Below are 19,799 nucleotides of genomic sequence, written 5' to 3' on the forward strand. Positions count from 1 at the left end.
GCGGGTCACGGCGCGCCGATCGTCGCTCCCTTGAGCGTCGTGTAGTACGGCGAACGCGCGAAGCCCGGCCCGGTCTCCTCGCCGATGTACACGTCGGCGTGGTGCTCGCCGCCCCAGCCGGGCCGGAACACGTCGGTGACCGTCCAGGCGGCCGAGCGGAACCGGTCGCACACCTTCGCCGGGAGGGGCCTGCCCCCGGCGGTCCTGCCGCAGTCGGCGACGGTGAAGCGCTGTCCGCGCGCCAGCACGTCCCGGTCGGCCGCCGCCGACGACCAGGCGCGCAGCGGCCTGGCGCGCGAGTCGCGGGTGCTGGAGTCCAGCCACCAGCCGACGGTGGAGGACCAGTTGAGGTAGCGGCCCCTGGTGGGGCCCTCGGTGATCCGCCCGCTGCCCTCCATCTTGATCACCTTCAGGAAGTCCGCCGGGTACTTCCCGAGGGGAGTCTTCCCCCACTTGCAGTGCAGCCGGGGGCAACCGCGCACCTCGGTGGGCCGTCCGCCGTGGAACGACTGCACCGCCGTGTAGTACGTCGTGATGCGCCAGGAGGCGCGCTTGCCGAGGATCCTGAGCGGGCGGTCGCTCCGCGTCGCCTCCGGCGGCGCCGCCCGGGGGGCGTCCCCAAGCGGCGCGGCCGTCGAGGCGGCGGGCGCGGGCGGGGCGGTCGGCGGGGGGACGTTCGCGGTGGGCGCCCCCGACGCGGTGCCGCATCCCGCGATGGCCAGACATGCCGTCACGACAGCGGCCTGCGGTCCCTTGGGCCGCATCCCACCTCCCCGTCACCGGAAGCACCGAAGGACACTATGCCGCATCCGGCTCCGGTGGACGGTCCCGGCGCGGTGAGGCGTCGGTGACCCCGGGGCGCCGTCAGTGGCCCCGGGCGATCCATTCGTCGAGGTGGGGTGCTTCGGCGCCGATGGTGGTGGAGTCGCCGTGACCGGTGCGCACCACCGTGTCGGGCGGCAGGGTCAGCAGCCGTCGCCGGATGGAGTCGATGATGGTGGGGAAGTCGGAGAACGACCGTCCGGTCGCGCCGGGCCCGCCCTGGAACAGGGTGTCGCCGGAGAACACCGTGCCCAGCTCGGGGGCGTGCAGGCACACCGCGCCGGGGGAGTGGCCGGGGGTGTGCAGCACCGTCAGGCCGGTTCCGGCCACGGTGATGACCTGGCCGTCGGCCAGTTCCCCCTGCGGGGAGGTCTCGGGATGTCTCTGCTTCCACAGCATCAGGTCCGACGGGTGCAGCAGCACCGGGGCGCCGGTGCGGGCCGACAGGGCCGGGGCGGCGTCGATGTGGTCGTCGTGCCCGTGGGTGGAGACGATCGCCAGCAGGGTCCGGTCGCCGACGGCGGCGGCGATGGCGTCGGCGTCGTGGGCGGCGTCGATCACCACGCACTCGGCGTCGTCGCCGACGATCCAGACGTTGTTGTCGACCTCCCAGGTGCCGCCGTCCAGGGAGAAGGTGCCGGAGGTGACCAGGTGGTCGACGCGGACTCCGTGGGACCGGGCCATCACAGCACCACCACCGAGCGCAGCACGTCGCCGTGGTGCATCTTGGTGAAGGCCTCTTCCACCTGGTCGAGGGCGATGGTCTCGGAGACGAAGGCGTCCAGCTCCAGGCGGCCCTGGAGGTACAGGTCGATCAGCATCGGGAAGTCCCGCGAGGGCAGGCAGTCGCCGTACCAGGACGACTTCAGCGCCCCGCCGCGCCCGAAGACGTCCAGCAGGGGGAGCTCCAGGGTCATGTCGGGGGTGGGGACGCCGACCAGCACCACCGTCCCGGCCAGGTCCCGGGCGTAGAACGCCTGCTTGTAGGTCTGCGGCAGCCCCACCGCGTCGATGACCACGTCGGCGCCGAACCCGCCGGTCAGGTCCTGGACGGCCGTGACGACGTCGGTGTCGCGGGCGGCGACGGTGTGGGTGGCGCCCAGCCCCCGGGCGGTGGCCAGCTTGCGCTCGTCCAGGTCGATCGCGATGATCTTCGCCGCGCCGGCCAGGCGGGCGCCCAGCACCGCCGCCGCGCCGACCCCGCCGCAGCCGATCACGGCCACGCTGTCGCCGCGCCCGACGCCGCCGGTGTTGATCGCCGCGCCCAGCCCGGCCATCACCCCGCATCCCAGCAGCCCGGCCACCTCCGGGCGCGCGGCCGGGTCCACCTTGGTGCACTGCCCGGCGGCCACCAGGGTCTTGTCGGCGAACGCGCCGATCCCCAGCGCCGGGGACAGCTCGGTGCCGTCCTGAAGGGTCATCTTCTGCCCGGCGTTGTGGGTGGCGAAGCAGTACCAGGGGCGACCGCGACGGCACGCCCGGCACTGGCCGCACACCGCCCGCCAGTTCAGGACCACGAAGTCGCCGGGGGCGACCTCGGTGACGCCGTCGCCGACGCTCTCCACGGTGCCGGCGGCCTCGTGACCGAGCAGGAAGGGGAACTCGTCGTTGATCCCGCCCTGGCGGTAGTGCAGGTCGGTGTGGCAGACCCCGCAGGCCTGGACCCTCACCACCGCCTCGCCCGGCCCCGGATCGGGAACGGTGATCGTCTCGATCCGGACCGGCTCCCCCTTGCCCGGTGCGATGACCCCGCGTACCTGCTGTGCCATGGCGGCCCCTCTCGCCGATCGTCTCCCTCTTCCGACCTTAGGGGACGAGGGGGCCGACAGGGTGACTTCGTTTATTGTAGTTCCGTGCGACCTGGCCGTCCGCACCCGGAAGGGCACCGCCGTGCCGCCCTCCCCACCGCCCGTCCTGTCGGCCGCACCGGGCTGTGGCTCGGTGAGATGGCCACCTCCGACGTCTTCGCGCTCGCGACGGCGGTCGCGCACCGCACCGGGCGGATCCCCCTGACGCTCGGCCCCCTCGCCTTCGCCGTCCGCGACCCGATGACGATCGCGCGCGGCGTCGCGTCGGTGGCGGACCTGACCGGCCACCGCGTCGACGTCGCGATCGGCGCTGCGGGCGTGGACGAGGTCGTCGTCGTCCCCGCCAGCGTGGACGCCGACCCCGGCGGCGAACGCACGCAGGCTGCATCCGCCCGAACGGGTCGCCGAGTGCACGGCGGCGGGCTGGTGGGGGAGGCGCGCCCTCAGGCTGCCCGAACGCCTGGAACTCCGCGACGCGCCGCCCTCACCGGGGAGTGGCCAGGCCGGTGTCGTAGGCGATGATGACCAGCTGGACGCGGTCGCGCGCGCCCAGCTTGGTCAGCAGCCGCGCGACGTGCGCCTTGGCGGTCGCCACGCTGATGGTCAGCTCGGCGGCGATCTCGTGGTTGGACAGGCCGCGCCCGACCAGGGCGAGCACCTCGCGCTCGCGCCCGGTGATCCCGTCCAGCGGCGGGGCGGGCGCGGACCGGGACACGAACTCGGCGATCAGGCGGCGGGTGACGGCCGGGGCCAGCAGCGCGTCGCCCGCCGCGACCACGCGGACGGCGCCCAGGATGTCCTCCAGCGCCATGTCCTTGACCAGGAACCCGCTCGCCCCCGCGCGCAGCGCCGCGTGCACGTACTCGTCGTCGTCGAACGTGGTGAGCACCAGCACCTTCGCCGTGCCGGCGGCGACGATCCGGCGGGTGGCGGCGATGCCGTCCATGCCGGGCATGCGGATGTCCATCACGACGAGGTCGGGCCGCAGCCCGGCGGCCAGCCGGACCGCCTCGGCCCCGTCCCCGGCCTCGCCGACCACCGTCAGGCCGGGCTGGTCGGCGATGAGCGTCCGCAGCCCGGCGCGGATCAGCGGCTGGTCGTCGGCCAGCACGAGCCGGATCTCCGCCGTCTGGTCCGCCGGCTCCGTTGTTGGGTCCGTCATCGGGCCGCCGCCGGGACCGGCAGCCGGGCCGCCACGCGGAAACCGCCCTCGGGGCGCGGCCCGGCGTCCAGGGTGCCGTGCAGCAGCCCGGCGCGTTCCCGCATGCCGACGATGCCGAAGCCGCCCTCGCCCCCGCCGGATCCCCGCCCGTCGTCGACGACCTCGATGGTCAGGTCCCCGTCCCGGTAGCCGACGGTGACCCGGCACTCGTCGGCGCGGGCGTGCCGCACCACGTTGGCGACCGCCTCCTGGACGATGCGGAACGCCGCCGCGTCCACCTCCGGGGGCAGCGCCCGCCGGCCGCCCTCCCACCGGACCTCCACCCGCACCCCGGCGTTCCCGGTGGTGGCGGCCAGCCGGTCGAGGTCGGCCAGGCCGGGGACGGGGTCGAGCGGCGCGGGGGCCGCGGTCTCGCCGGGCTCGGCCTGGCGCAGCGCGCCCAGCATCCGCCGCAGCCCCGCCAGGGTCTCGCGGCTGGTGCCCTCGATGGCGGTGAGCGCGTCGCGGGCCTTGGCGGGCTGGGAGTCGATGACCCGCGCGCCCACGCCCGCCTGGATCGCGATGACGCCGATGCTGTGGGCGACCATGTCGTGCAGCTCGCGGGCGATGCGCAGCCGCTCGGCGGTGACGGCCCGGGAGGTGGCCTGCGCGTGCAGCGCGGCGGCGTGCTCGCGGCGCTGGCGCGCCGACAGTCCCGTCGCCAGGGCCGCCGCGAACGCCAGCACGACGGAGGTGGCGGTGGAGAGCAGCGCCGGGCCGTGGGCGAACAGGGCCGCGACCGTGAGGTGCGCGCCGAGCGTCGGCACGGCCAGGGCGGCGGCGGCCCGCCGCGAGCGGGTGGCGGCGACCAGCGCCACGGCCAGGTCGTCGGCGGCCACCTTCAGGTAGCCCAGGGGCCACGTCACCTCCACCGCGACCACCGCGACCCAGCCGAGCAGCATCAGCGGGACCAGCGCCTCGGGCCGCCTCCGCCACAGCAGCACGGGCAGCGCCATCAGCAGCGCGGGCGCGACGTACGCGCCGATGCCGGCGACGGCGGCGTGGCGCGGCAGCGTCGCGAACATCACGGTCGTGCAGGCCGTGACCCCGCACCAGGACAGGAGCGTCCAGGCGGCCCGGCGCAGGCGGCCGGGCCAGGGGGAGGCGGGGGAGGCGGAGGCGGGCATGCCGCGATCGTAACGAGCGGCCCCGGCGCCCGGTATTGGCCCGCGGGCGTACGCCCGCGGGCCACCGCCCGCTCCCGCGAATGTGGCCGACGGCCCGACGATTTCGGAGCGCCCTCCCCGCCACCGTCGACGGCGTGAACCGACGAACGGAAAACATCGTCAAGACGCTGCTGGCCGTCGAGCTGGCGGCGGTGGTGGTCTTCTCGGTCCGGTACGACTCGCTGGACTTCCGCATCTACATGCTGGGCGGCCAGGCCCTGACCGACGACGCCTCGCTCTACCTGCGGAAGTGGTCGGGCCTCTGGTTCACCAACACGCCGTTCGCGGCGCTGCTCTTCGCGCCCTGGTCGGAACTGCCGCTCACCGCCGCGCGGGTGCTCTGGCAGCTGTCGACGGTGGCGGCGTTCGCGTCCGCCTGCGCGACCGCGCTGAAACTGGCCGGTCACCGCCCCACCCGAGGGGTGCTCCTCGCCGTCGTGGCCGCCGGGCTGCTCCTCGCGCCCGTCTACCACACCCTGTTCCAGGGGCAGGTGAACGTCTTCCTTCTCGCGCTCGTCCTGGCCGACGTCCACCGCGTCTCCCAGGGGAGGACGGCGGGGATCGGCATCGGGATCGCGGCGGCCGTCAAGCTGACCCCGGCCATCTTCATCCCGATGCTCCTGCTGACACGCAGGACGACATCCGCGATGGTCGCCGGCGCGGCGTTCCTCGGCTGCACGGCGCTGGCCCACGCGGTCGCGCCGGACGCCTCCCGCCAGTACTGGCTGCACACCTTCTACGACGCCTCCCGCGTCGGCAGGACCTACATCAGCAACCAGTCGCCCTACGGGGCCGCCTGCCGGATCATGGGCAGCCCGGAGCGGGTGGGGGAGTGGTTCGCCGTCGTGCCGGTGGTGCTCGCCGTCGCCGGACTGGCCCTGGCGGCGGCGTGGGCGCGCCGCGGCGACTGGCCGGCGGCCGCGACCGTGACCGGGGTGACCGGCCTGCTGGTCTCCCCGATCTCCTGGGCCCACCACTGGGTCTGGGTCATGCCGGCGCTGCTCCTGCTGCTGCGCGACGGCCACCGCCGGGCCGCCGGATGCGCCTACGTCCTGTTCGTCCTGGCCCCGCTGTGGTGGACCCCGCACAACGGCCACCCCCTCCAGTACGGCTTCCGCGGCCCGCTGACGCTGGTGGCCAACTGCTACCTGGTCGCGGGCCTGGCCTTCCTCGCGCACCAGGCCCTCCGGCTCCGCTCCACCCGAAACTTGTCATTGACAAGTTTCGGTCCGGCATGGCATCTTGTCGGTGACAAGTTCAAGCGAGGAGTCGACCATGAGCCTGCCGCCGAGCCGGGTCCGCAACCTGTGGCACCTGACCGAGCCCGTGCACGCCGTTCTCTACTACGCCCCTGAGGTGCTGGCGGAGGCCGCCGCCCTCGGCTACGCGACCGACACCCGCTGGCCCTCCTACTTCGCCTGGCGCCCCGCCCCGCTGGGCGCGGCCGGACCGAACGCGGTGGCCGCGGCGTTCTACAGCTTCTCGCCCGCCATGGTGGCCGAGCACGTCCCGGCCGCCTGGCGGGTCGCCGACCCCGGCACCGTCCTGGCGTCCCGGCTGCGCGCGATCGACGCGACGTACCGGACCCTGCTGGGCGACGCCCTCGCCTCGCCCGAGGTCAGGGAGGCCGCCGAGCTGGCCCGCCGCGCGGCCGAGTCCGCCGCGACCGCGGGCCGCCCCCTGGCCGCCGCCAACGCCGACCTCCCCTGGCCGGACGAGCCGCACCTGGTGCTGTGGCAGGCCGCCACGATCCTGCGCGAGCACCGGGGCGACGGCCATGTCGCGTCGCTGCTCACCGAGGGCCTGGACCCGGTCGAGGCGCTGGTGTCGTTCGCCGCGTTCGGCGCGGCCCGCAGGCAGGTCTTCGACAGCCGGGGGTGGACGCCCGGGCAGTGGGAGGAGGCCGGGGACCGCCTCCGCTCCCGCGGCCTCCTGGCGGCGGACGGGACGCTCACCGAGGCGGGCCGCGCCCTGCGGCAGCGGATCGAGGAGCGCACCGACGCGCTGGCGGCGGGCCCGTGGGAGACCCTCGGCGAGGCGGGGGCGGACCGCTTCACCGAGGTGATCGCGCCGGTCTGGGCGGCCGCCGTCGGCAGCGGCCTGCTCCCCGCCGAGAACACCCTCGGCATCGGCAAGGTCGGCTGACGGGCGGCGCGGGCGCGTCCTGCCCCCTCGGCCGGTAACTCTGTTAGTTGTAGTATCGCAGACCGGGCTTTACCGGGGAGGCGTCGATGGAACGGACCGGCATCTGGGTCCTGGGCGGCCACCAGACCGACTTCGCCCGCAACCGGGCGCGGGCCGGGCTGGAGTTCGCCGACCTCACCCGCGAGGTGGTGGACGGCGCCCTGGCCGCGGCGGGCGTCGGCCCGGACGCCGTCGAGGTGATCCACGTCGGCAACGCGTTCGGCCGGCTGTTCACCGGCCAGGGCCGGCTCGGCGGGATGCCCGCGACGGTCGAGCCGGGCCTGTGGGGCGTTCCCGCCGCGCGGCACGAGGCCGCCTGCGCGTCCGGCGGCGTCGCGGTGCTGGCCGCGATGGCCGACCTGGAGGCCGGGCGCTACGACCGCGCGCAGATGACCGACGGCGGCGCGGGCGTCGTCCTGGTCACCGACCGCCGGCCGGCCGCGCGCCCCGGGGCCGCCCGGGGCCGGCGGCTCGCCCGGATCGCACCAGATCGAGGAGGGCACCGATGGACGTTGAGGTCGTGGGACGGGTCCTGTCCACCCTCCCCGAGGACGACGACCACCCCTACCGCACCGGCCCGTGGCGCCCGCAGACCACCGAGTGGCGCGCCGACGACCTGGCGGTGGTCGAGGGCGGGATCCCCGCCGACCTCGACGGGGTCTACCTGCGCAACACCGAGAACCCCGTCCACCCGGCGATCCGCCTGTACCACCCGTTCGACGGCGACGGCATGGTCCACGTCGTGGGGTTCCGCGACGGGAGGGCGTTCTACCGCAACCGGTTCGTCCGCACCGACGGGTTCCTCGCCGAGCAGGAGGCGGGCGAGGCGCTGTGGGCGGGCATCGCCGACCGTCCCGAGCTGTCGCGGCGGCCAGGCGGCTGGGGCGCGCGCACCCGCATGAAGGACGCCTCCAGCACCGACGTCGTCGTGCACAACGGCCACGTCCTGTCGAGCTTCTGGCAGTGCGGCGACCTCTACCGGCTCGACCCCCTCACCCTCGACACCGTCGGCAAGGCGACCTGGGGCGGCGGCTTCCCCTCCGACTGGGGCGTCTCGGCGCACACCAAGACCGACGGGCGCACCGGCGAGCTGCTGTTCTTCAGCTACTCCACCGAGGCCCCCCACCTGCGGTACGGCGTGGTCGACGACCGGGACCGCCTCGTCCACCACACCGACGTCCCGCTGCCGGGCGCGCGGCTGCCGCACGACATGGCGTTCACCGAGAACTACGCGATCTTCAACGACCTCCCGCTGTTCTGGGACCCGGAGCTGCTGGAACGGGGCAGGTACGCCTCCCGCTTCCACCCCGACCTGCCCTCCCGCCTCGGCGTGATGCCGCGGCGCGGCGACGCCTCGCGGATCCGCTGGTTCGAGGCCGAGCCGACCTACGTGCTGCACTTCGCCAACGCCTACGAGGACGGCGACGAGATCGTCCTCGACGGGTTCTTCCAGGGCCGCCCCGAACCGCCCGACCCCCGCGGCGAGGGCGTCTACCAGCGCATGTTCCGCTTCCTGGCGCTGGAACGCCTGCAGACCCGCCTGCACCGGTGGCGGCTGAACCTGGCGACCGGCCAGGTGAGGGAGGAGCACCTGGCGGAGCGGTACACCGAGTTCGGCACGATCAACCCGGGGCACGGCGGACGCCCCCACCGCTACACCTACGCCGTCACCCAGAAGCCGGGCTGGTTCCTGATGGACGGGATCGTCCGGCACGACACCCGCACCGGGGCGCACGAGCGGTACGCGTTCCCCGAGGGCGTCTACGGCAGCGAGACCGCCATGGCGCCGCGCGCGGGCTCCACCGCCGAGGACGACGGCTACCTCATTACACTGACGACGGACATGAACACCGACACCTCCGAGTGCCTGGTGTTCGACGCGGCCCGGCTGACCGACGGCCCGGTGGCCCGCCTGCGGCTCCCGGAACGGATCTCCAGCGGAACCCACTCCGCCTGGGCGCCCGGCCCGGCCCTGCCGCGCTGGCGCGACACCGACACCGCCGCGGAGGCGATCGGTCTGTGAAGGGGGAGCGCGGGGTGGACGAGGCGACGCCGACCCCGCTGCCCCCCGGCGGGCGGAACGCCATCGCCGTCACCATGGGCCTGATGGGCGACGAGTGGACGCTGCTGATCCTGCGCCACGCCCACCAGGGCGTGCGGCGCTACGCGGACTGGCGCGAGCACCTGGCCATCTCCGACTCGGTGCTGTCGGCCCGCCTGGCGCTGCTCACCGACAGCGGCCTGCTGGAGCGCACCGCCTACCGGCAGCGGCCCACCCGGTACGAGTACCGGCTGACGCGGCGGGGCCGGGAGTTCTGGCCGGTCCTGGTGTCGATCTGGGCGTGGGAGTACCGGTGGGTCGCCGGGCACCACGAAACCCTGCCGTGGATGCGGCACCGGGCCTGCGGCGAGCGCATGGAACCGCTGCTGACCTGCGCGGAGTGCGGCCAGGGCGTCCGGCCGCGCGACATCGCCGGCCGCCTGGGGCCGAGCGGCGGCGACGGGCGCTCGGTGCCCGCCGCGACGACCCGCCGCCGTTCGGGGGCCGCCGGGGCGGGCGGCGCCGGACTGTTCCCCGAGACCATGGCGTTGATCGGCAACCGGTGGTCGGTGGTGATGCTGGGCGCGGCGTTCCTGGGCGCGCGCCGGTTCGGGGAGTTCCAGCAGGCCATGGGCGCGCCGCCGGCGATGGTCGCCGACCGGCTGCGCGCGTTCACCGGGCTGGGGGTGCTGGCGGGCCGCCCGAGCGCCGACCGCGCCGCCTGGAACGAGTACCGGCTGACCGGCAAGGGGCGCGCGTTCTTCCCGGTGGTGATGACGGCGATCGACTGGGGGCAGCGCTGGTTCCGCGCCCCCGACGGCCCCGCCCTCGTCTCGACGCACCGGGGGTGCGGGCGGGCGTTCGTCCCCCGCCTGGTCTGCGACGTCTGCTCCGCCCCGCTGCAGGAGGGGGACGTGCTGGTGGAACCGGCGCCCGCGGCGGTCCCGCCCGCTACCTGAGAGGGACCCCGGAGATCACCGCCGCGCGCGATGCCGGTCCGGCGGGCCGGTCGGCACGCTGGAGCTCGTTGATCTCAGGACATCTCAGGAGCATCTGATGAACTTCAGCGCACGCCGCGGCCTCGTGGTCGTCCTCACGGCGGGACTGGCGGCCAGCGCGGTCGGCGGGCTCGCCGCGCACGCGGACACCGCCGCCCGGACGCACGCCGCGACGCGGGCGGACGCGCGGGGCGAGGTCGTCTCCTTCGCCCGCGTCAGGAGCATGTCGGCCAAGCAGACCCGGGCCTGGCTGGCCTCCGACGGTTTCGACGCCGAGGCCGTCCGGTACGGCGTGGACGCCTACCGGCTGGTCTACCGCACCGTCGACGTCCGGAAACGGCCCACCACCGCCAGCGGGCTGCTGGTCCTGCCGCGCAACGGCGACCGCAGCCTGCGGACCGTCTCCTACACGCACGGGACCATGAGCTACAAGAAGGACGCCCCGTCCGTCACCAAGGACGTGTGGGGCCCCGGCGCGGCCGTCACCTACGGCGGCGCGGGCTTCGCGGCCGTCGCGCCCGACTACCTCGGGCTCGGCAAGGGGCCCGGCGCCCACCCGTGGATGCACGTGCCGTCGGAGACGACCGCCTCGCTGGACATGCTGCGCGCCGCCCGGAACTTCGCCCCGCGCACCGGCCGCACCCTGGAACGCCAGGTCCTGGTCACCGGCTTCTCCCAGGGCGCCTCGGCGGCGCTCGGCCTGGCGCGGGCGTTGCAGGAGGGCGCCGACCCGTGGTTCCGGGTGCGGGCCGTCGCGCCGATCAGCGGTGCCTACGACTTCGGCGGCACCCAGCTGCCCGCCACTGTAGGCGGGAAGATCCCCGCCAAGTACGCCGTGGTGTACGCCTCCTACCTGCTGACCTCCTGGAACCGCACCCACGGCCTCTACCGGACGCCCGACGAGGTGTTCCGCCGGCCCTACGCCGACCGCGTCGAGAAGTACTTCGACGGCACCACGCCCGGCGCGGAGATGTTCCAGGGGCTGCCCGGCACGCTGCCCGAGTTGCTCACCCCGCGCGGCCAGGAGATGCTGCGGGCCCCCGGGGGGAGGCTGGCCGCGGCCCTCCGCCAGGATGCCGCCGCCGTCATGGGCTGGGCGCCGCGCGTCCCGGTCCGCCTCTACAAGATCAGCGACGACGAGCAGGCCGTCACCGGCAACACCGACCGCCTCGCGGCCGCGTTCCGCGCCCGCGGCGTGCGCGCCCCGGTGATCGACGTGGGGGACCGCGTCTACGAGGAGTCCCGCCACCTCGGCTCGAACCTGACCGGCACGGCCCTGACGGCGCGCTGGTTCAGGACGCTGCGCTGACCTCGTCGAAGCAGATCGCCTTCAGCCGGTCGGCGGCGGCGCGGTCCAGCACCGTGACCCCGGCGGCCGGCGGCAGCGTCCCGGTGGCGCGGGCCCGCGCGATCATCGGCTGCCACAGCCGCACGTGCCGCGCGAACGTCGCCGGCGTGAGGATGCGGCCGCGCGCGTACTGCCCGGCGCGCGCGGTCCCGGGGTCCACGTCCAGCAGGACCATGTGGACCTGCGTGCCGCGCCGCCGCGTCAGCCAGGCGAAGCCGCGCAGGATGTGCGGCCAGGTCCCGCGCGTGTGCGCGACGACGCTGCGCCCGCCCAGCACCGCCCGCGTGATGCGCCACACGTGCGTGGTGTGCACGATCGGGACGCGGGCGCGCGGCGGCACCGGCCCCAGGAACCGCGCCCACCAGTTGCGCGCCTGCCGCGAGTCGATCACCAGTGCGGGCCCGGCCGGGACCGGCAGCTTCTCGTCGCCGCGCAGCCCGTACAGCCGGTCCAGCAGGGTGCTCTTGCCCGCGCCGGGCAGCCCGGCGACGAGCACCAGCGCTCCCCGGGGGTAGCGCAGTTCGTTGGTGGTCTCGGTCGGGTCGGCTCTGTGGATGGCATCTCCCTGGTGTCGGCCCCGAACGCGGTCTGAGCGGATGCGGCTGACCTGATGCGGTGTGACGGAGACAACGAACATCCGTGCGACTCCGTTCCGTTCTTGGCGGATCCGTGACCGAGATGTTTCCTGCCCATCCCCGCATGAGTAGTTTGTCTTCTTTCTCTGGGGGGACCACCGGCACATGGCTACTCTCTTGTGGATCATCGCCGTCGTACTGGTCATCGCGGGCGTCTACGTCCTCGTGGCGCGCCGCGACCTGCTGTGGGGCATCATCCTGATCGTCGTCGGCCTGCTCATCGGCCCCGGCGGCGTCAGCATCTTCGGTTGACCCCACGGTAACCGCCGTCCGGGCCGATCCGGCGCACCGGCGCCGGGACCCGCGCCCGGAACCCGCGTTCCGGTCACCGCGACCGGAGCGTGATCCTCCCACGTCCCCGAACCCAACCGCCGCAGCTACCAACGAACGCCGCCCCGTATGCCCCGCCCCGCCGGGGCATACGGCACACCGTCGCCCAAGGCGGCCGTGGTCACGGATCCGGTCGGCGACCTCCGCCCACCGACACGCGATGACCGCGGCCGCCCCACACGGACATCGGCCCCGCAGCGCGAGCCCTGTCCCCGTCCGCGAGAACACGCGGACCACACCGCCGCACCCCCGCCGCCCGGCACCACCAACGATCTCCGGCCACCCCGGCCCCATCTGCGAGAACGCGAGGCTCCACGCGTCAGATCCGCCCGGACCGCGTGGAAGGGGCCCAGATCTCATCCGTTGCCGCGCTGGTCGTCAGCCTTCTGTCGTGTGGCTCGGCTCCATCTGCGGGAGCGCAGGGAGTCGTGTGCCGGGCGCCGTCCGGCCGCGTGAACGAGACCCGCGCCGCCGGCTCCCCGGTGTGCGCTCCGGTCCCGTCCAGGTGGGGGTCACTGCTGGTGGCGGGCGCGGAACGCGGCGGCCTTGGCGCGGTTTCCGCAGCCTCGCATGTCGCACCAGCGGCGGGTGCGGCGGTGTGAGGCGTCCACGTACAGCCTCGTGCACGGGGCCGCCTCGCACTCGCGGATCAGGTCCCGCAGGGGGCCGCCGAGCAGCTCGATCGCGGCCCGCGCGGCGCTGGACAGCGCCGCCGACAGGTCGCCGGTCCGTTCCAGGCCGTCGGCGGCGAGCGTCACGCCGGTCGGTGGGGGAGCGGCGGCCGCGTTGAGCCGTTCGCGGTCGGGCCCGGGGAGGGGCTCCCCGCGGCGCGCGGCCGTGGCGAGGCGGTAGATCGCCTCGCGGAGCGCCACGGCGTGGCGCAGGTCGTCCCCGGTCACGGCGGGCGGCGTGTCGAGCAGGCCCGCGGCGACGACCCACCGGCCCAGGTCCCGCGGTGAGGCCAGCATCTCGACCCGCTCGTTGCGGCGTTGGCCGACCGTTCCGGCGAGGTCCAGGCCGAGGTTGCCGCTGACGAAGGTGAAGTCCACCCCTCGATGGTAACCGAGTTGACAGGTTACTTCGACGGCTGCCATCGTTCGTAACCGTCTGAGGCGGTTATTTTTGGGAGGGGACGCATGGCCACGCTCGTCGCAGGGGAGGCGCGGAGCGCGTCGCGGCATCGGTGGGTGGTACTGGCGGTGGGGGTGGGCGCGCAGGCCGGCTTCTCGGCGATGTTCTCCGGGCTGCCGGTCGCCGGTGTCGTCATGCGCGCCGACTACGGGCTGTCCACCGCCGGGCTCGGGCTGGTCCTGGGCTGCCTGAGCCTGGGCGTGGCGACCTGCGACCTGCTGTGGGGGATGCTCACCGACCGGCTCGGGGACCGCCGGACGCTGATCACCGGGCTGACCGCGACCGGGGCGCTGCTGGCGCTGATGGCGGCGGTGGCCGCGCCCGGCGACGGGGTGGGGACGGCGCTGCTGGCCGGCTGCGTGTTCGCCCTCGGAGCCCTGGGGGCCAGCGTCAACAGCGCCTCCGGGCGCGCGGTGATGACCTGGTTCGCCGACGGCGAGCGCGGGCTGGCGATGAGCGTCCGCCAGGCCGCGATCCCCGCCGGGGGAGCCGTCGGCGTCGCGCTGGTGCCCTGGCTGGCCGGAACGTACGGCTTCCGCGCCGCCTACCTGGCGCTCGCCCTGCTGTGCCTGCTCAGCGTCGCGGCGACCTGGCGGTGGCTGCACGAGCACGACGGCGGGGCCGCCGCGCCCGGCGCCCGCCCCGCGGCCGGGCCCTCGCCGCTGCGCCGCCCGGACGTGTGGCGGCTCGCCCTGGCCGGAGGGCTGCTGACCGTCCCGCAGTTCGCCGTGCTGACCTTCACCGGCATCTTTCTGCACGACGCGCGCGGCCAGGGAACGCTGCTGGCCGGTGTCGCCGTCATCGTCGCCCAGGTGGGCGGGGGCGCGGCGCGCATCGGGACCGGGCTGCTCAGCGACCGGGGCCGGGACCGCCGCGCGCTGGTGCGGGTCATCGCGCTGGCGACCGCGGTCGCGATGGCGGGCGCGGCCGTGCTCACCTCCGCGCCCGTCGCGCTGACCGTCGCCGCGCTGGCCCTCGGCGGGCTGCTGGCCAACGCCTGGCACGGCGTCCTCTACACCGAGGCCGCCGTCATGGCGGGCGCGGGCCGGGCCGGCAGCGCGCTCGGGCTGGCGGGCACCACGCTGTTCGGCGCCGCGTTCGTCACCCCGCTGGTCGTCCCGGCGCTGCTGGAGGTCGCTCCCTGGGAGGCGGTGTGGGCGTTCGCGGCGCTGACCCCGCTGCTGGCGGTGCCGCTCGTCCCGGCCCGCGCCCGGCGGTGAGCCCTACCAGCCCCGGGCGCGCCACTCGGGCAGGCCGGGACGCTCGCGGCCCAGCGTGGAGTCCGCGCCGTGCCCCGGATAGAACCAGGTCGCGTCCGGCAGCCGGTCGAAGATCCGTTCCTCGACGTCCGACAGCAGCTGCTTGAACAGCGTCGGATCGCCCCAGGTGTTGCCCACCCCGCCGGGGAACAGGCTGTCCCCGGTGAACAGGTGCGGGCGGTCGGCCAGCTCGCCGCCCGCGTCGTACAGCAGCGCGATCGACCCGGGCGTGTGGCCGCGCAGGTGGATCACCTCCAGCGCCGCCCGCCCCACCCGGACGGTGTCGCCGTGCTCCACCGGCTCGGCCACCGGCACCGGCAGCGCCTCGGCGTCGTGCGGGTGCGCCGCCACGGGCGCGCCGGTCGCCTGCACCACCTCCGCCAGCGCCATCCAGTGGTCCTGGTGCCGGTGCGTGGTGACGACCCGGGCCAGGGGGCCGTCGCCGACCAGCTCCAGCAGCCGGGGCGCCTCGTTGGCGGCGTCGACCAGCAGGCGTTCGCCGGTGGCCGCGCAGCGCAGGATGTAGGCGTTGTTGTCGTAGGGGCCGACCGCCACCTTCGTGACGGTCAGGCCCGGCAGCTCCCGCACGTCGGGCCGGCCGCCGACCTCGACGTGTCCCGTGTAGCTCATGTCGACCTCCACTCGTGGACGGCACCATCTTTCCCCATCGGCCGTCTCCGCCGCGCGGCGCGGACCTCCGAATGGGTCGCCCGACGCAGAGCATCTGGGTACTTTCTGGCGGACAACCCGGCCGGGATGTCTCACCATGGCTCCGACGGCACCGGACGACCCCCCGGATGGTGAGGAGTGATCGACCACGACGTACGGCCCGGAAGCTTCTGGGAACGCCTCACCCCCGCCGACCGGCAGGCGCTGCGCGCGATGGGACGCCGCACCGACGTGCCGCCCGGCGGGTTCCTGTGCCACCAGGGCGTGGCCGCGTCCGGCGTGTGCGTGGTGTTCCGGGCGGGCACCCGCACCGTCGGCAACGCGCTGGCCAAGGAGTTCGTCGACTCCAGCGAGGGCGACGAATCGATCATCGACCTGTTCGGGCCGGGCGACCTGGTCGGCGCGCTCGCCCCGTGGGGGCACCCGCAGCGCGCGTCGGTGCGGTCGCTGGACCACGTGGCGGTGCTGCGCATCGACCGCCGCCAGTTCGGCAGCCTGCTGGCCGCCAACCCGCAGGTCGCCGAGGCGATGATGCACACCGTCGCCGAGAGCGGCACCCTCGGCGGACGGCGGCACGCCGTCCGCGTCGCCGAGCACCAGCAGCGCCTGGCCTACCACCTGCTGGAGCTGGCGCACCGGTTCGGGGACACCGCCGCCCACGGCGTCGAGATCCCGCTGCGGCTCAGCCAGGCCGACCTGGCGAACTGGGCGGGCATCTCCCGCGAGACGCTGGTGCGCTGGTTCCGCCGCTGGCGGGCGCGCGGCATCCTCGACGGGCGCACCCGGCCGCTGACGATCCTGGACCCCGAGGCGCTGCGGCTGGCCGCCAGCCCCTGGGGCGACGAGTGGCCCGCCGCCGGCCGCCCCGACCCGGCCGTCCCGGACCGCGTCCCCCGCGCCGGGCTCGCGGCCCGGTCGCCGGTGCGGCTGGAGCCCGCCGGGACGCCCGCCACGACCCCGGCGGTGGTGCGGCTGCCCGCCGACAAGCCGTTCTTCACCGGCCGGAACGTCAGCCTCAACAAGCTCGACCTGCTCGTCGTCCAGACCGAGATGCCCCGCGCCGTGGTCATCCAGGGCATGGCGGGCGTCGGCAAGACCACGCTGGCGCTGCACTGGGCGCACCGGGCCGCCGACCGGTTCCCCGGCGGGGTGGTCTTCGCCGACCTGCGCGGCACCCGCGGCCCGGTCGCCCCCGCCGAGGCGATGGGCCAGGTGCTGCGCGGCGTGGGCGTGCCCGGCGACCAGCTCCCGCGCACCGAGGCGGAACTGGCCGCCCAGTGCCGGTCGCTGCTGGCCGACCGGCGGATGCTGCTGATCCTGGACGACGTCGCCGACGCCGCGCAGGTGCGGCCGCTGCTGGCGGCGCTGAACGCGGGCCTGGCGATCGTCACCACCCAGCGGCGGCTGCCCATCTCGCTGGACGACGCCGACATCCGCGTCCTGGAGCTGGCCGAGATGGCGCTGGACGAGGCCGTCGCCCTGGTCGCCGCCGTCCTCGGCCCCGGCGACCCCCGCGTCCGCCGGGAACGCAAGGCCGTCGAGCGCCTGGCCAAGGAGTGCGGCTTCCTGCCGCTGGCGCTGGCGGTGATGGCGGGCAAGCTCGCCGAGGACCCCGCCGCGCCCATCGGCGACACCGTCCGCGAGCTGGAGACCAGCGACATCCCCGCGGCGTCGTCGTACACGGCGTCGTCGTACATGACGTCGTCGTACATGGTGCCGTTCGCGCCCGTGCCGTTCGGCAGGCCACCGGACCGCACCGCGCCGGCCGACCCCGTCCTCAACGGCGCCCCCCTCACGGTCCCGCTCACCGCCACGCCCCTCACCGCCGCGGCGCTGCCCGAGGGCGGGACGCCCGCCACCGCCACGCCCGCCCTGCACACCGCGCTCAGCCCGACGTTCGAGGTCGCCTACCGGGGGCTGCACCCCGACCGGCGGGCGGCGTTCCGCGCGCTGGGGCTGGCCACCGGCCCCGACTTCACCGCCGCCGCGCTGGCGGCGCTCACCGGCCGCGACGCCGCCGGGGCCCGCGAGTGCCTGGAGGACCTGCGGCAGGCGTTCCTGGTCCAGGACGTCTCGCCGGGCCGCTACCGGATGCACGACCTGCTGCGCGACTTCGCCCGCGAACGCGGCCTCATCCAGGACGCCGACAACGACCGCCTGGCCGCCCAGCGCCGGCTGCTGGCCCACTACCTGGCCGAGGCCCGCCGCGCCCGCCGCGCGCTGGCCCGCCACCGCCGCCCCACCCTCGACGACGCCGACGCCGGGACCACCGCCGACCGCGCCGCCCAGGGGCGCCACGCCGCGCTGGAGTGGTTCGAGACCGAGCGCCGCAACCTGGTCGCCGCCGCCCACCAGGCCGGGCGCCTCGGCCTGCACCGCACCTGCTGGGAGCTGGCCGACGCGCTGTTCGACTTCCAGGAGTTCCGCCGCTACACCGAGGACAACATCGGGATCCACCTGGCCGGGCTGCGCGCCGCCCGCGCCGAGGGCGACTGGCAGGCCGCCGCCGTCATGCTGCACAACCTGGCCGTCTCCTACGCCGGGCTCGGCGGCAACGTGCAGGCCATCGGGTACGCCGAGGAGGCCCGCCGCGGCTTCCGCTCGGTGGACCCGCCCGACCGGTTCGGCGAGGCGGTCGCGCTGGCCACCCTCGCCGACGTGCACGTGGCGCTCAGCCGGTACGTCACCGCCATCGAGCACGCCCGCCTGTCGCTGGAGGCCCACCGCGAGCTGGGCGACGTCGCCGGGATCGCGCGCGGCCACGAGACCCTGGCCCGCGCCTACCTGAGCCTGGCCGACTACCCGGCCGCCCAGCACCACGCCGACCAGGCCCTCACCCTGCGCCGCCAGGCCGACGACGCGCCCGGCGTCGCCGAGTCCCTGCTGACGCTGGCGCAGGTGCACCGCCGCCGCGGGACGCTCCACGACGCCGCCCGCCACGGCCTGGAGGCCCTGTTCATCCGGCAGGGCGAGGGCGACCGGCCCGGCACCGCCCAGGCGATGACCGAGCTGGCCCGCATCAACGCCAACCTGGGCCTGCGCGACCTGGCCCTGCACGACGCCCGGCAGGCCCTGCGCATCTACCAGGAGCTGGGCGGGCGCGGCGGCGAGGCGGGCACGCTGACCACGCTGGGACGGCTGATGTGCGACGCGGCCCGGTTCGCCGAGGCGTTCACCTACTGCGGGCAGGCGCTGCGGCTGCACCGCGAGATCGGCGACCGGCACAAGGAGGCCGAGACCCTCGCCCAGATCGGCATCGTGCACTGGCGGCTGGGCCGCTACCGCGAGGCCCACGAGCACCTGGTGCGCGCCCTGGAGATCCGCCGCGAGATCGGCGACCAGCACGGCGAGGCCCACGACCTGGAGCACCTGTCGATGGTCATGCGCCGTCTGGAACGCCACCAGGAGGCGTTCGTGCTCGGCCTGGAGGCCCTGGACCTGTGGCACCGCCTCGGCGCGCGCGGCCGGCTGGCCGGGACGCTGGGCAGCCTGGCCCGCACCTACCTGCGCCTCGGCCTGCACGAGGAGGCCGAACGCGCCGCCCGCCAGGCGCTGCGCCTGCGCGAGGAGATCAACGACAGCTACGGCAAGGGCATCGGCACCGACACCTTCGCCACCGTGCTGCGCCGCAGCGGCCGCCCCGTCGAGGCCCTGGAGTGGGAGCACGAGGCCCTGCGGCTGCTGGACGAGGTCGGCGACCGGTACGGCGCGGGCACCGCCCTGGTCCACCTGGCCGCCATCCACCTGGACCTGGACGACCCCGAGGCCGCCCTCGCCACCGGCCGCCGCGCCCTGGAGCAGACCACCGAGCTCGGCGACACCTACGAGCAGGCCAACGCCCTGTCCAGCATGGCCCGCGCCTGCCAGCGCCTGGGCCGCCACGACGAGGCCGTCCGGCACTCCCGCCACGAGATCGACATCCGCCGCGACATGGGCGACCATCGGGGTCAGCGCCTGGCCCTGAACCGCCTGCGCGCCTCCGACCTGGCGCGCGGCGAGCACGCCGAGGCCGCCGACTGCGTCCGCCACATCCGGGCGATCGACCAGTGGCTGGAGTCGGCCGGCGACCCCCGGCGGTGACACGGCTCCGGCGGTGACACGGCTCACAGGGGCCGCCCGAGCGGGATGTGTCGTGCTACACGGTCGATGGCGACCGCGCCGCCTTCACTGGAGGAGGCGGACACGACCGCCTCCTCGGCGCCCCGGG

At 75.3% G+C, this 19,799-nt stretch carries 17 protein-coding genes and 1 pseudogene; 10 read left to right on the forward strand and 8 right to left on the reverse strand.

The genetic code is table 11. The features are described from left to right. Window positions 1-5: 5 nt before the first annotated feature. The 3 genes from HNR61_RS33530 to HNR61_RS33540 form a co-directional block, all read right to left on the reverse strand. Window positions 6-764 (reverse strand): hypothetical protein, encoded by a 759-nt coding sequence (locus tag HNR61_RS33530; RefSeq protein ID WP_182847171.1) that lies wholly within the window; start codon window positions 762-764, stop codon window positions 6-8. A 100-nt stretch (window positions 765-864) separates the two neighbouring features. Next, complete coding sequence (locus HNR61_RS33535; protein ID WP_182847172.1) at window positions 865-1,506, reverse strand: MBL fold metallo-hydrolase; 642 nt, start codon at window positions 1,504-1,506, stop codon at window positions 865-867. Then, on the reverse strand, window positions 1,506-2,591 hold the full coding sequence (locus tag HNR61_RS33540; protein WP_182847173.1) for an S-(hydroxymethyl)mycothiol dehydrogenase: 1,086 nt from the start codon (window positions 2,589-2,591) through the stop codon (window positions 1,506-1,508). Before HNR61_RS33540 ends, HNR61_RS33535 begins: the two co-directional genes overlap by 1 nt. Window positions 2,592-2,675: 84 nt before the next feature. On the opposite strand from HNR61_RS33540, the gene HNR61_RS33545 reads away from it, so the two are divergent. Next, entirely contained in the window at window positions 2,676-3,152 is a 477-nt protein-coding gene (locus HNR61_RS33545; RefSeq protein ID WP_312898226.1) for an LLM class flavin-dependent oxidoreductase, read from the forward strand. Here the strand turns inward: HNR61_RS33545 and HNR61_RS33550 are convergent. Continuing rightward, window positions 3,115-3,792 carry a response regulator gene (locus HNR61_RS33550; protein WP_182847174.1) on the reverse strand — a complete coding sequence of 226 codons (678 nt, stop codon included), beginning with the start codon at window positions 3,790-3,792 and terminating at the stop codon, window positions 3,115-3,117. The genes HNR61_RS33545 and HNR61_RS33550 overlap by 38 nt on opposite strands. Continuing rightward, window positions 3,789-4,958 (reverse strand): sensor histidine kinase, encoded by a 1,170-nt coding sequence (locus HNR61_RS33555; RefSeq protein ID WP_246444322.1) that lies wholly within the window; start codon window positions 4,956-4,958, stop codon window positions 3,789-3,791. The genes HNR61_RS33550 and HNR61_RS33555 overlap by 4 nt, the downstream gene beginning before the upstream one ends. Window positions 4,959-5,092: 134 nt before the next feature. Here HNR61_RS33555 and HNR61_RS33560 point away from each other — a divergent pair, with 134 nt between their 5' ends. The 6 genes and pseudogenes from HNR61_RS33560 to HNR61_RS33585 all read left to right on the forward strand — a co-directional run bounded on the left by HNR61_RS33560 (window position 5,093) and on the right by HNR61_RS33585 (window position 11,529). After that, a complete protein-coding gene (locus HNR61_RS33560; protein WP_182847175.1) occupies window positions 5,093-6,352 on the forward strand; it encodes a glycosyltransferase 87 family protein in 1,260 nt (419 codons plus the stop codon). Further along, window positions 6,273-7,142: an SCO6745 family protein gene (locus HNR61_RS33565; RefSeq protein WP_182847176.1), complete on the forward strand. Its 870-nt coding sequence runs from the start codon at window positions 6,273-6,275 to the stop codon at window positions 7,140-7,142. The genes HNR61_RS33560 and HNR61_RS33565 overlap by 80 nt, the downstream gene beginning before the upstream one ends. An 86-nt stretch (window positions 7,143-7,228) precedes the next feature. After that, window positions 7,229-7,549 (forward strand): annotated as a pseudogene (locus HNR61_RS33570) (thiolase family protein); the annotation flags it as partial. Between the two features lie 137 nt (window positions 7,550-7,686). Next, a complete protein-coding gene (locus HNR61_RS33575; RefSeq protein WP_182847177.1) occupies window positions 7,687-9,204 on the forward strand; it encodes a carotenoid oxygenase family protein in 1,518 nt (505 codons plus the stop codon). 14 nt (window positions 9,205-9,218) lie between these two features. Continuing rightward, window positions 9,219-10,181, forward strand: coding sequence for a winged helix-turn-helix transcriptional regulator (locus tag HNR61_RS33580; protein ID WP_312898227.1), 963 nt, complete (start codon window positions 9,219-9,221; stop codon window positions 10,179-10,181). Between the two features lie 97 nt (window positions 10,182-10,278). Next, entirely contained in the window at window positions 10,279-11,529 is a 1,251-nt protein-coding gene (locus HNR61_RS33585; RefSeq protein WP_220510117.1) for an alpha/beta hydrolase family protein, read from the forward strand. Here HNR61_RS33585 and HNR61_RS33590 read toward each other — a convergent pair. Beyond that, window positions 11,513-12,064 carry an ATP-binding protein gene (locus tag HNR61_RS33590; RefSeq protein WP_312898228.1) on the reverse strand — a complete coding sequence of 184 codons (552 nt, stop codon included), beginning with the start codon at window positions 12,062-12,064 and terminating at the stop codon, window positions 11,513-11,515. The two genes, HNR61_RS33585 and HNR61_RS33590, sit on opposite strands and share 17 nt — an antisense overlap. 244 nt (window positions 12,065-12,308) lie before the next feature. Between HNR61_RS33590 and HNR61_RS33595 the strand changes: the two genes are divergently transcribed. Further along, window positions 12,309-12,455 (forward strand): GPGG-motif small membrane protein, encoded by a 147-nt coding sequence (locus tag HNR61_RS33595; RefSeq protein ID WP_169813990.1) that lies wholly within the window; start codon window positions 12,309-12,311, stop codon window positions 12,453-12,455. 590 nt (window positions 12,456-13,045) lie between these two features. On the opposite strand, the gene HNR61_RS33600 is transcribed toward HNR61_RS33595, so the two are convergent. Continuing rightward, window positions 13,046-13,582, reverse strand: a complete 537-nt coding sequence (locus HNR61_RS33600) for a CGNR zinc finger domain-containing protein (RefSeq protein ID WP_182847178.1) — start codon at window positions 13,580-13,582, stop codon at window positions 13,046-13,048. A gap of 87 nt (window positions 13,583-13,669) precedes the next feature. Between HNR61_RS33600 and HNR61_RS33605 the strand changes: the two genes are divergently transcribed. Further along, window positions 13,670-14,884 (forward strand): MFS transporter, encoded by a 1,215-nt coding sequence (locus tag HNR61_RS33605; RefSeq protein ID WP_182847179.1) that lies wholly within the window; start codon window positions 13,670-13,672, stop codon window positions 14,882-14,884. Window positions 14,885-14,887: 3 nt separating this feature from the next. Here HNR61_RS33605 and HNR61_RS33610 read toward each other — a convergent pair whose 3' ends face one another. Further along, window positions 14,888-15,553, reverse strand: coding sequence for an MBL fold metallo-hydrolase (locus HNR61_RS33610; RefSeq protein WP_182847180.1), 666 nt, complete (start codon window positions 15,551-15,553; stop codon window positions 14,888-14,890). Between the two features lie 177 nt (window positions 15,554-15,730). Here HNR61_RS33610 and HNR61_RS49520 point away from each other — a divergent pair, with 177 nt between their 5' ends. Then, the gene (locus HNR61_RS49520) at window positions 15,731-19,672 is read left to right on the forward strand and encodes a tetratricopeptide repeat protein (RefSeq protein ID WP_182847181.1); all 3,942 of its coding nucleotides are present in this window, start codon (window positions 15,731-15,733) and stop codon (window positions 19,670-19,672) included. Window positions 19,673-19,799 lie beyond the last annotated feature (127 nt).

Source organism: Actinomadura kijaniata (assembly GCF_014138665.1).
Lineage (GTDB): Bacteria > Actinomycetota > Actinomycetes > Streptosporangiales > Streptosporangiaceae > Spirillospora > Spirillospora kijaniata.

What these genes read in the sequence shown, in the direction of transcription:
- HNR61_RS33565 (WP_182847176.1), top strand. Translation starts at nt 6,273, where the DNA reads ATGAGCCTGCCGCCGAGCCGGGTCCGCAACCTGTGGCACCTGACCGAG.
- HNR61_RS33540 (WP_182847173.1), bottom strand. Translation starts at nt 2,591, where the DNA reads ATGGCACAGCAGGTACGCGGGGTCATCGCACCGGGCAAGGGGGAGCCG.
- HNR61_RS33575 (WP_182847177.1), top strand. Translation starts at nt 7,687, where the DNA reads ATGGACGTTGAGGTCGTGGGACGGGTCCTGTCCACCCTCCCCGAGGAC.
- HNR61_RS33535 (WP_182847172.1), bottom strand. Translation starts at nt 1,506, where the DNA reads ATGGCCCGGTCCCACGGAGTCCGCGTCGACCACCTGGTCACCTCCGGC.
- HNR61_RS33610 (WP_182847180.1), bottom strand. Translation starts at nt 15,553, where the DNA reads ATGAGCTACACGGGACACGTCGAGGTCGGCGGCCGGCCCGACGTGCGG.
- HNR61_RS33595 (WP_169813990.1), top strand. Translation starts at nt 12,309, where the DNA reads ATGGCTACTCTCTTGTGGATCATCGCCGTCGTACTGGTCATCGCGGGC.
- HNR61_RS33605 (WP_182847179.1), top strand. Translation starts at nt 13,670, where the DNA reads ATGGCCACGCTCGTCGCAGGGGAGGCGCGGAGCGCGTCGCGGCATCGG.
- HNR61_RS33555 (WP_246444322.1), bottom strand. Translation starts at nt 4,958, where the DNA reads ATGCCCGCCTCCGCCTCCCCCGCCTCCCCCTGGCCCGGCCGCCTGCGC.
- HNR61_RS33530 (WP_182847171.1), bottom strand. Translation starts at nt 764, where the DNA reads ATGCGGCCCAAGGGACCGCAGGCCGCTGTCGTGACGGCATGTCTGGCC.
- HNR61_RS33585 (WP_220510117.1), top strand. Translation starts at nt 10,279, where the DNA reads ATGAACTTCAGCGCACGCCGCGGCCTCGTGGTCGTCCTCACGGCGGGA.
- HNR61_RS33550 (WP_182847174.1), bottom strand. Translation starts at nt 3,792, where the DNA reads ATGACGGACCCAACAACGGAGCCGGCGGACCAGACGGCGGAGATCCGG.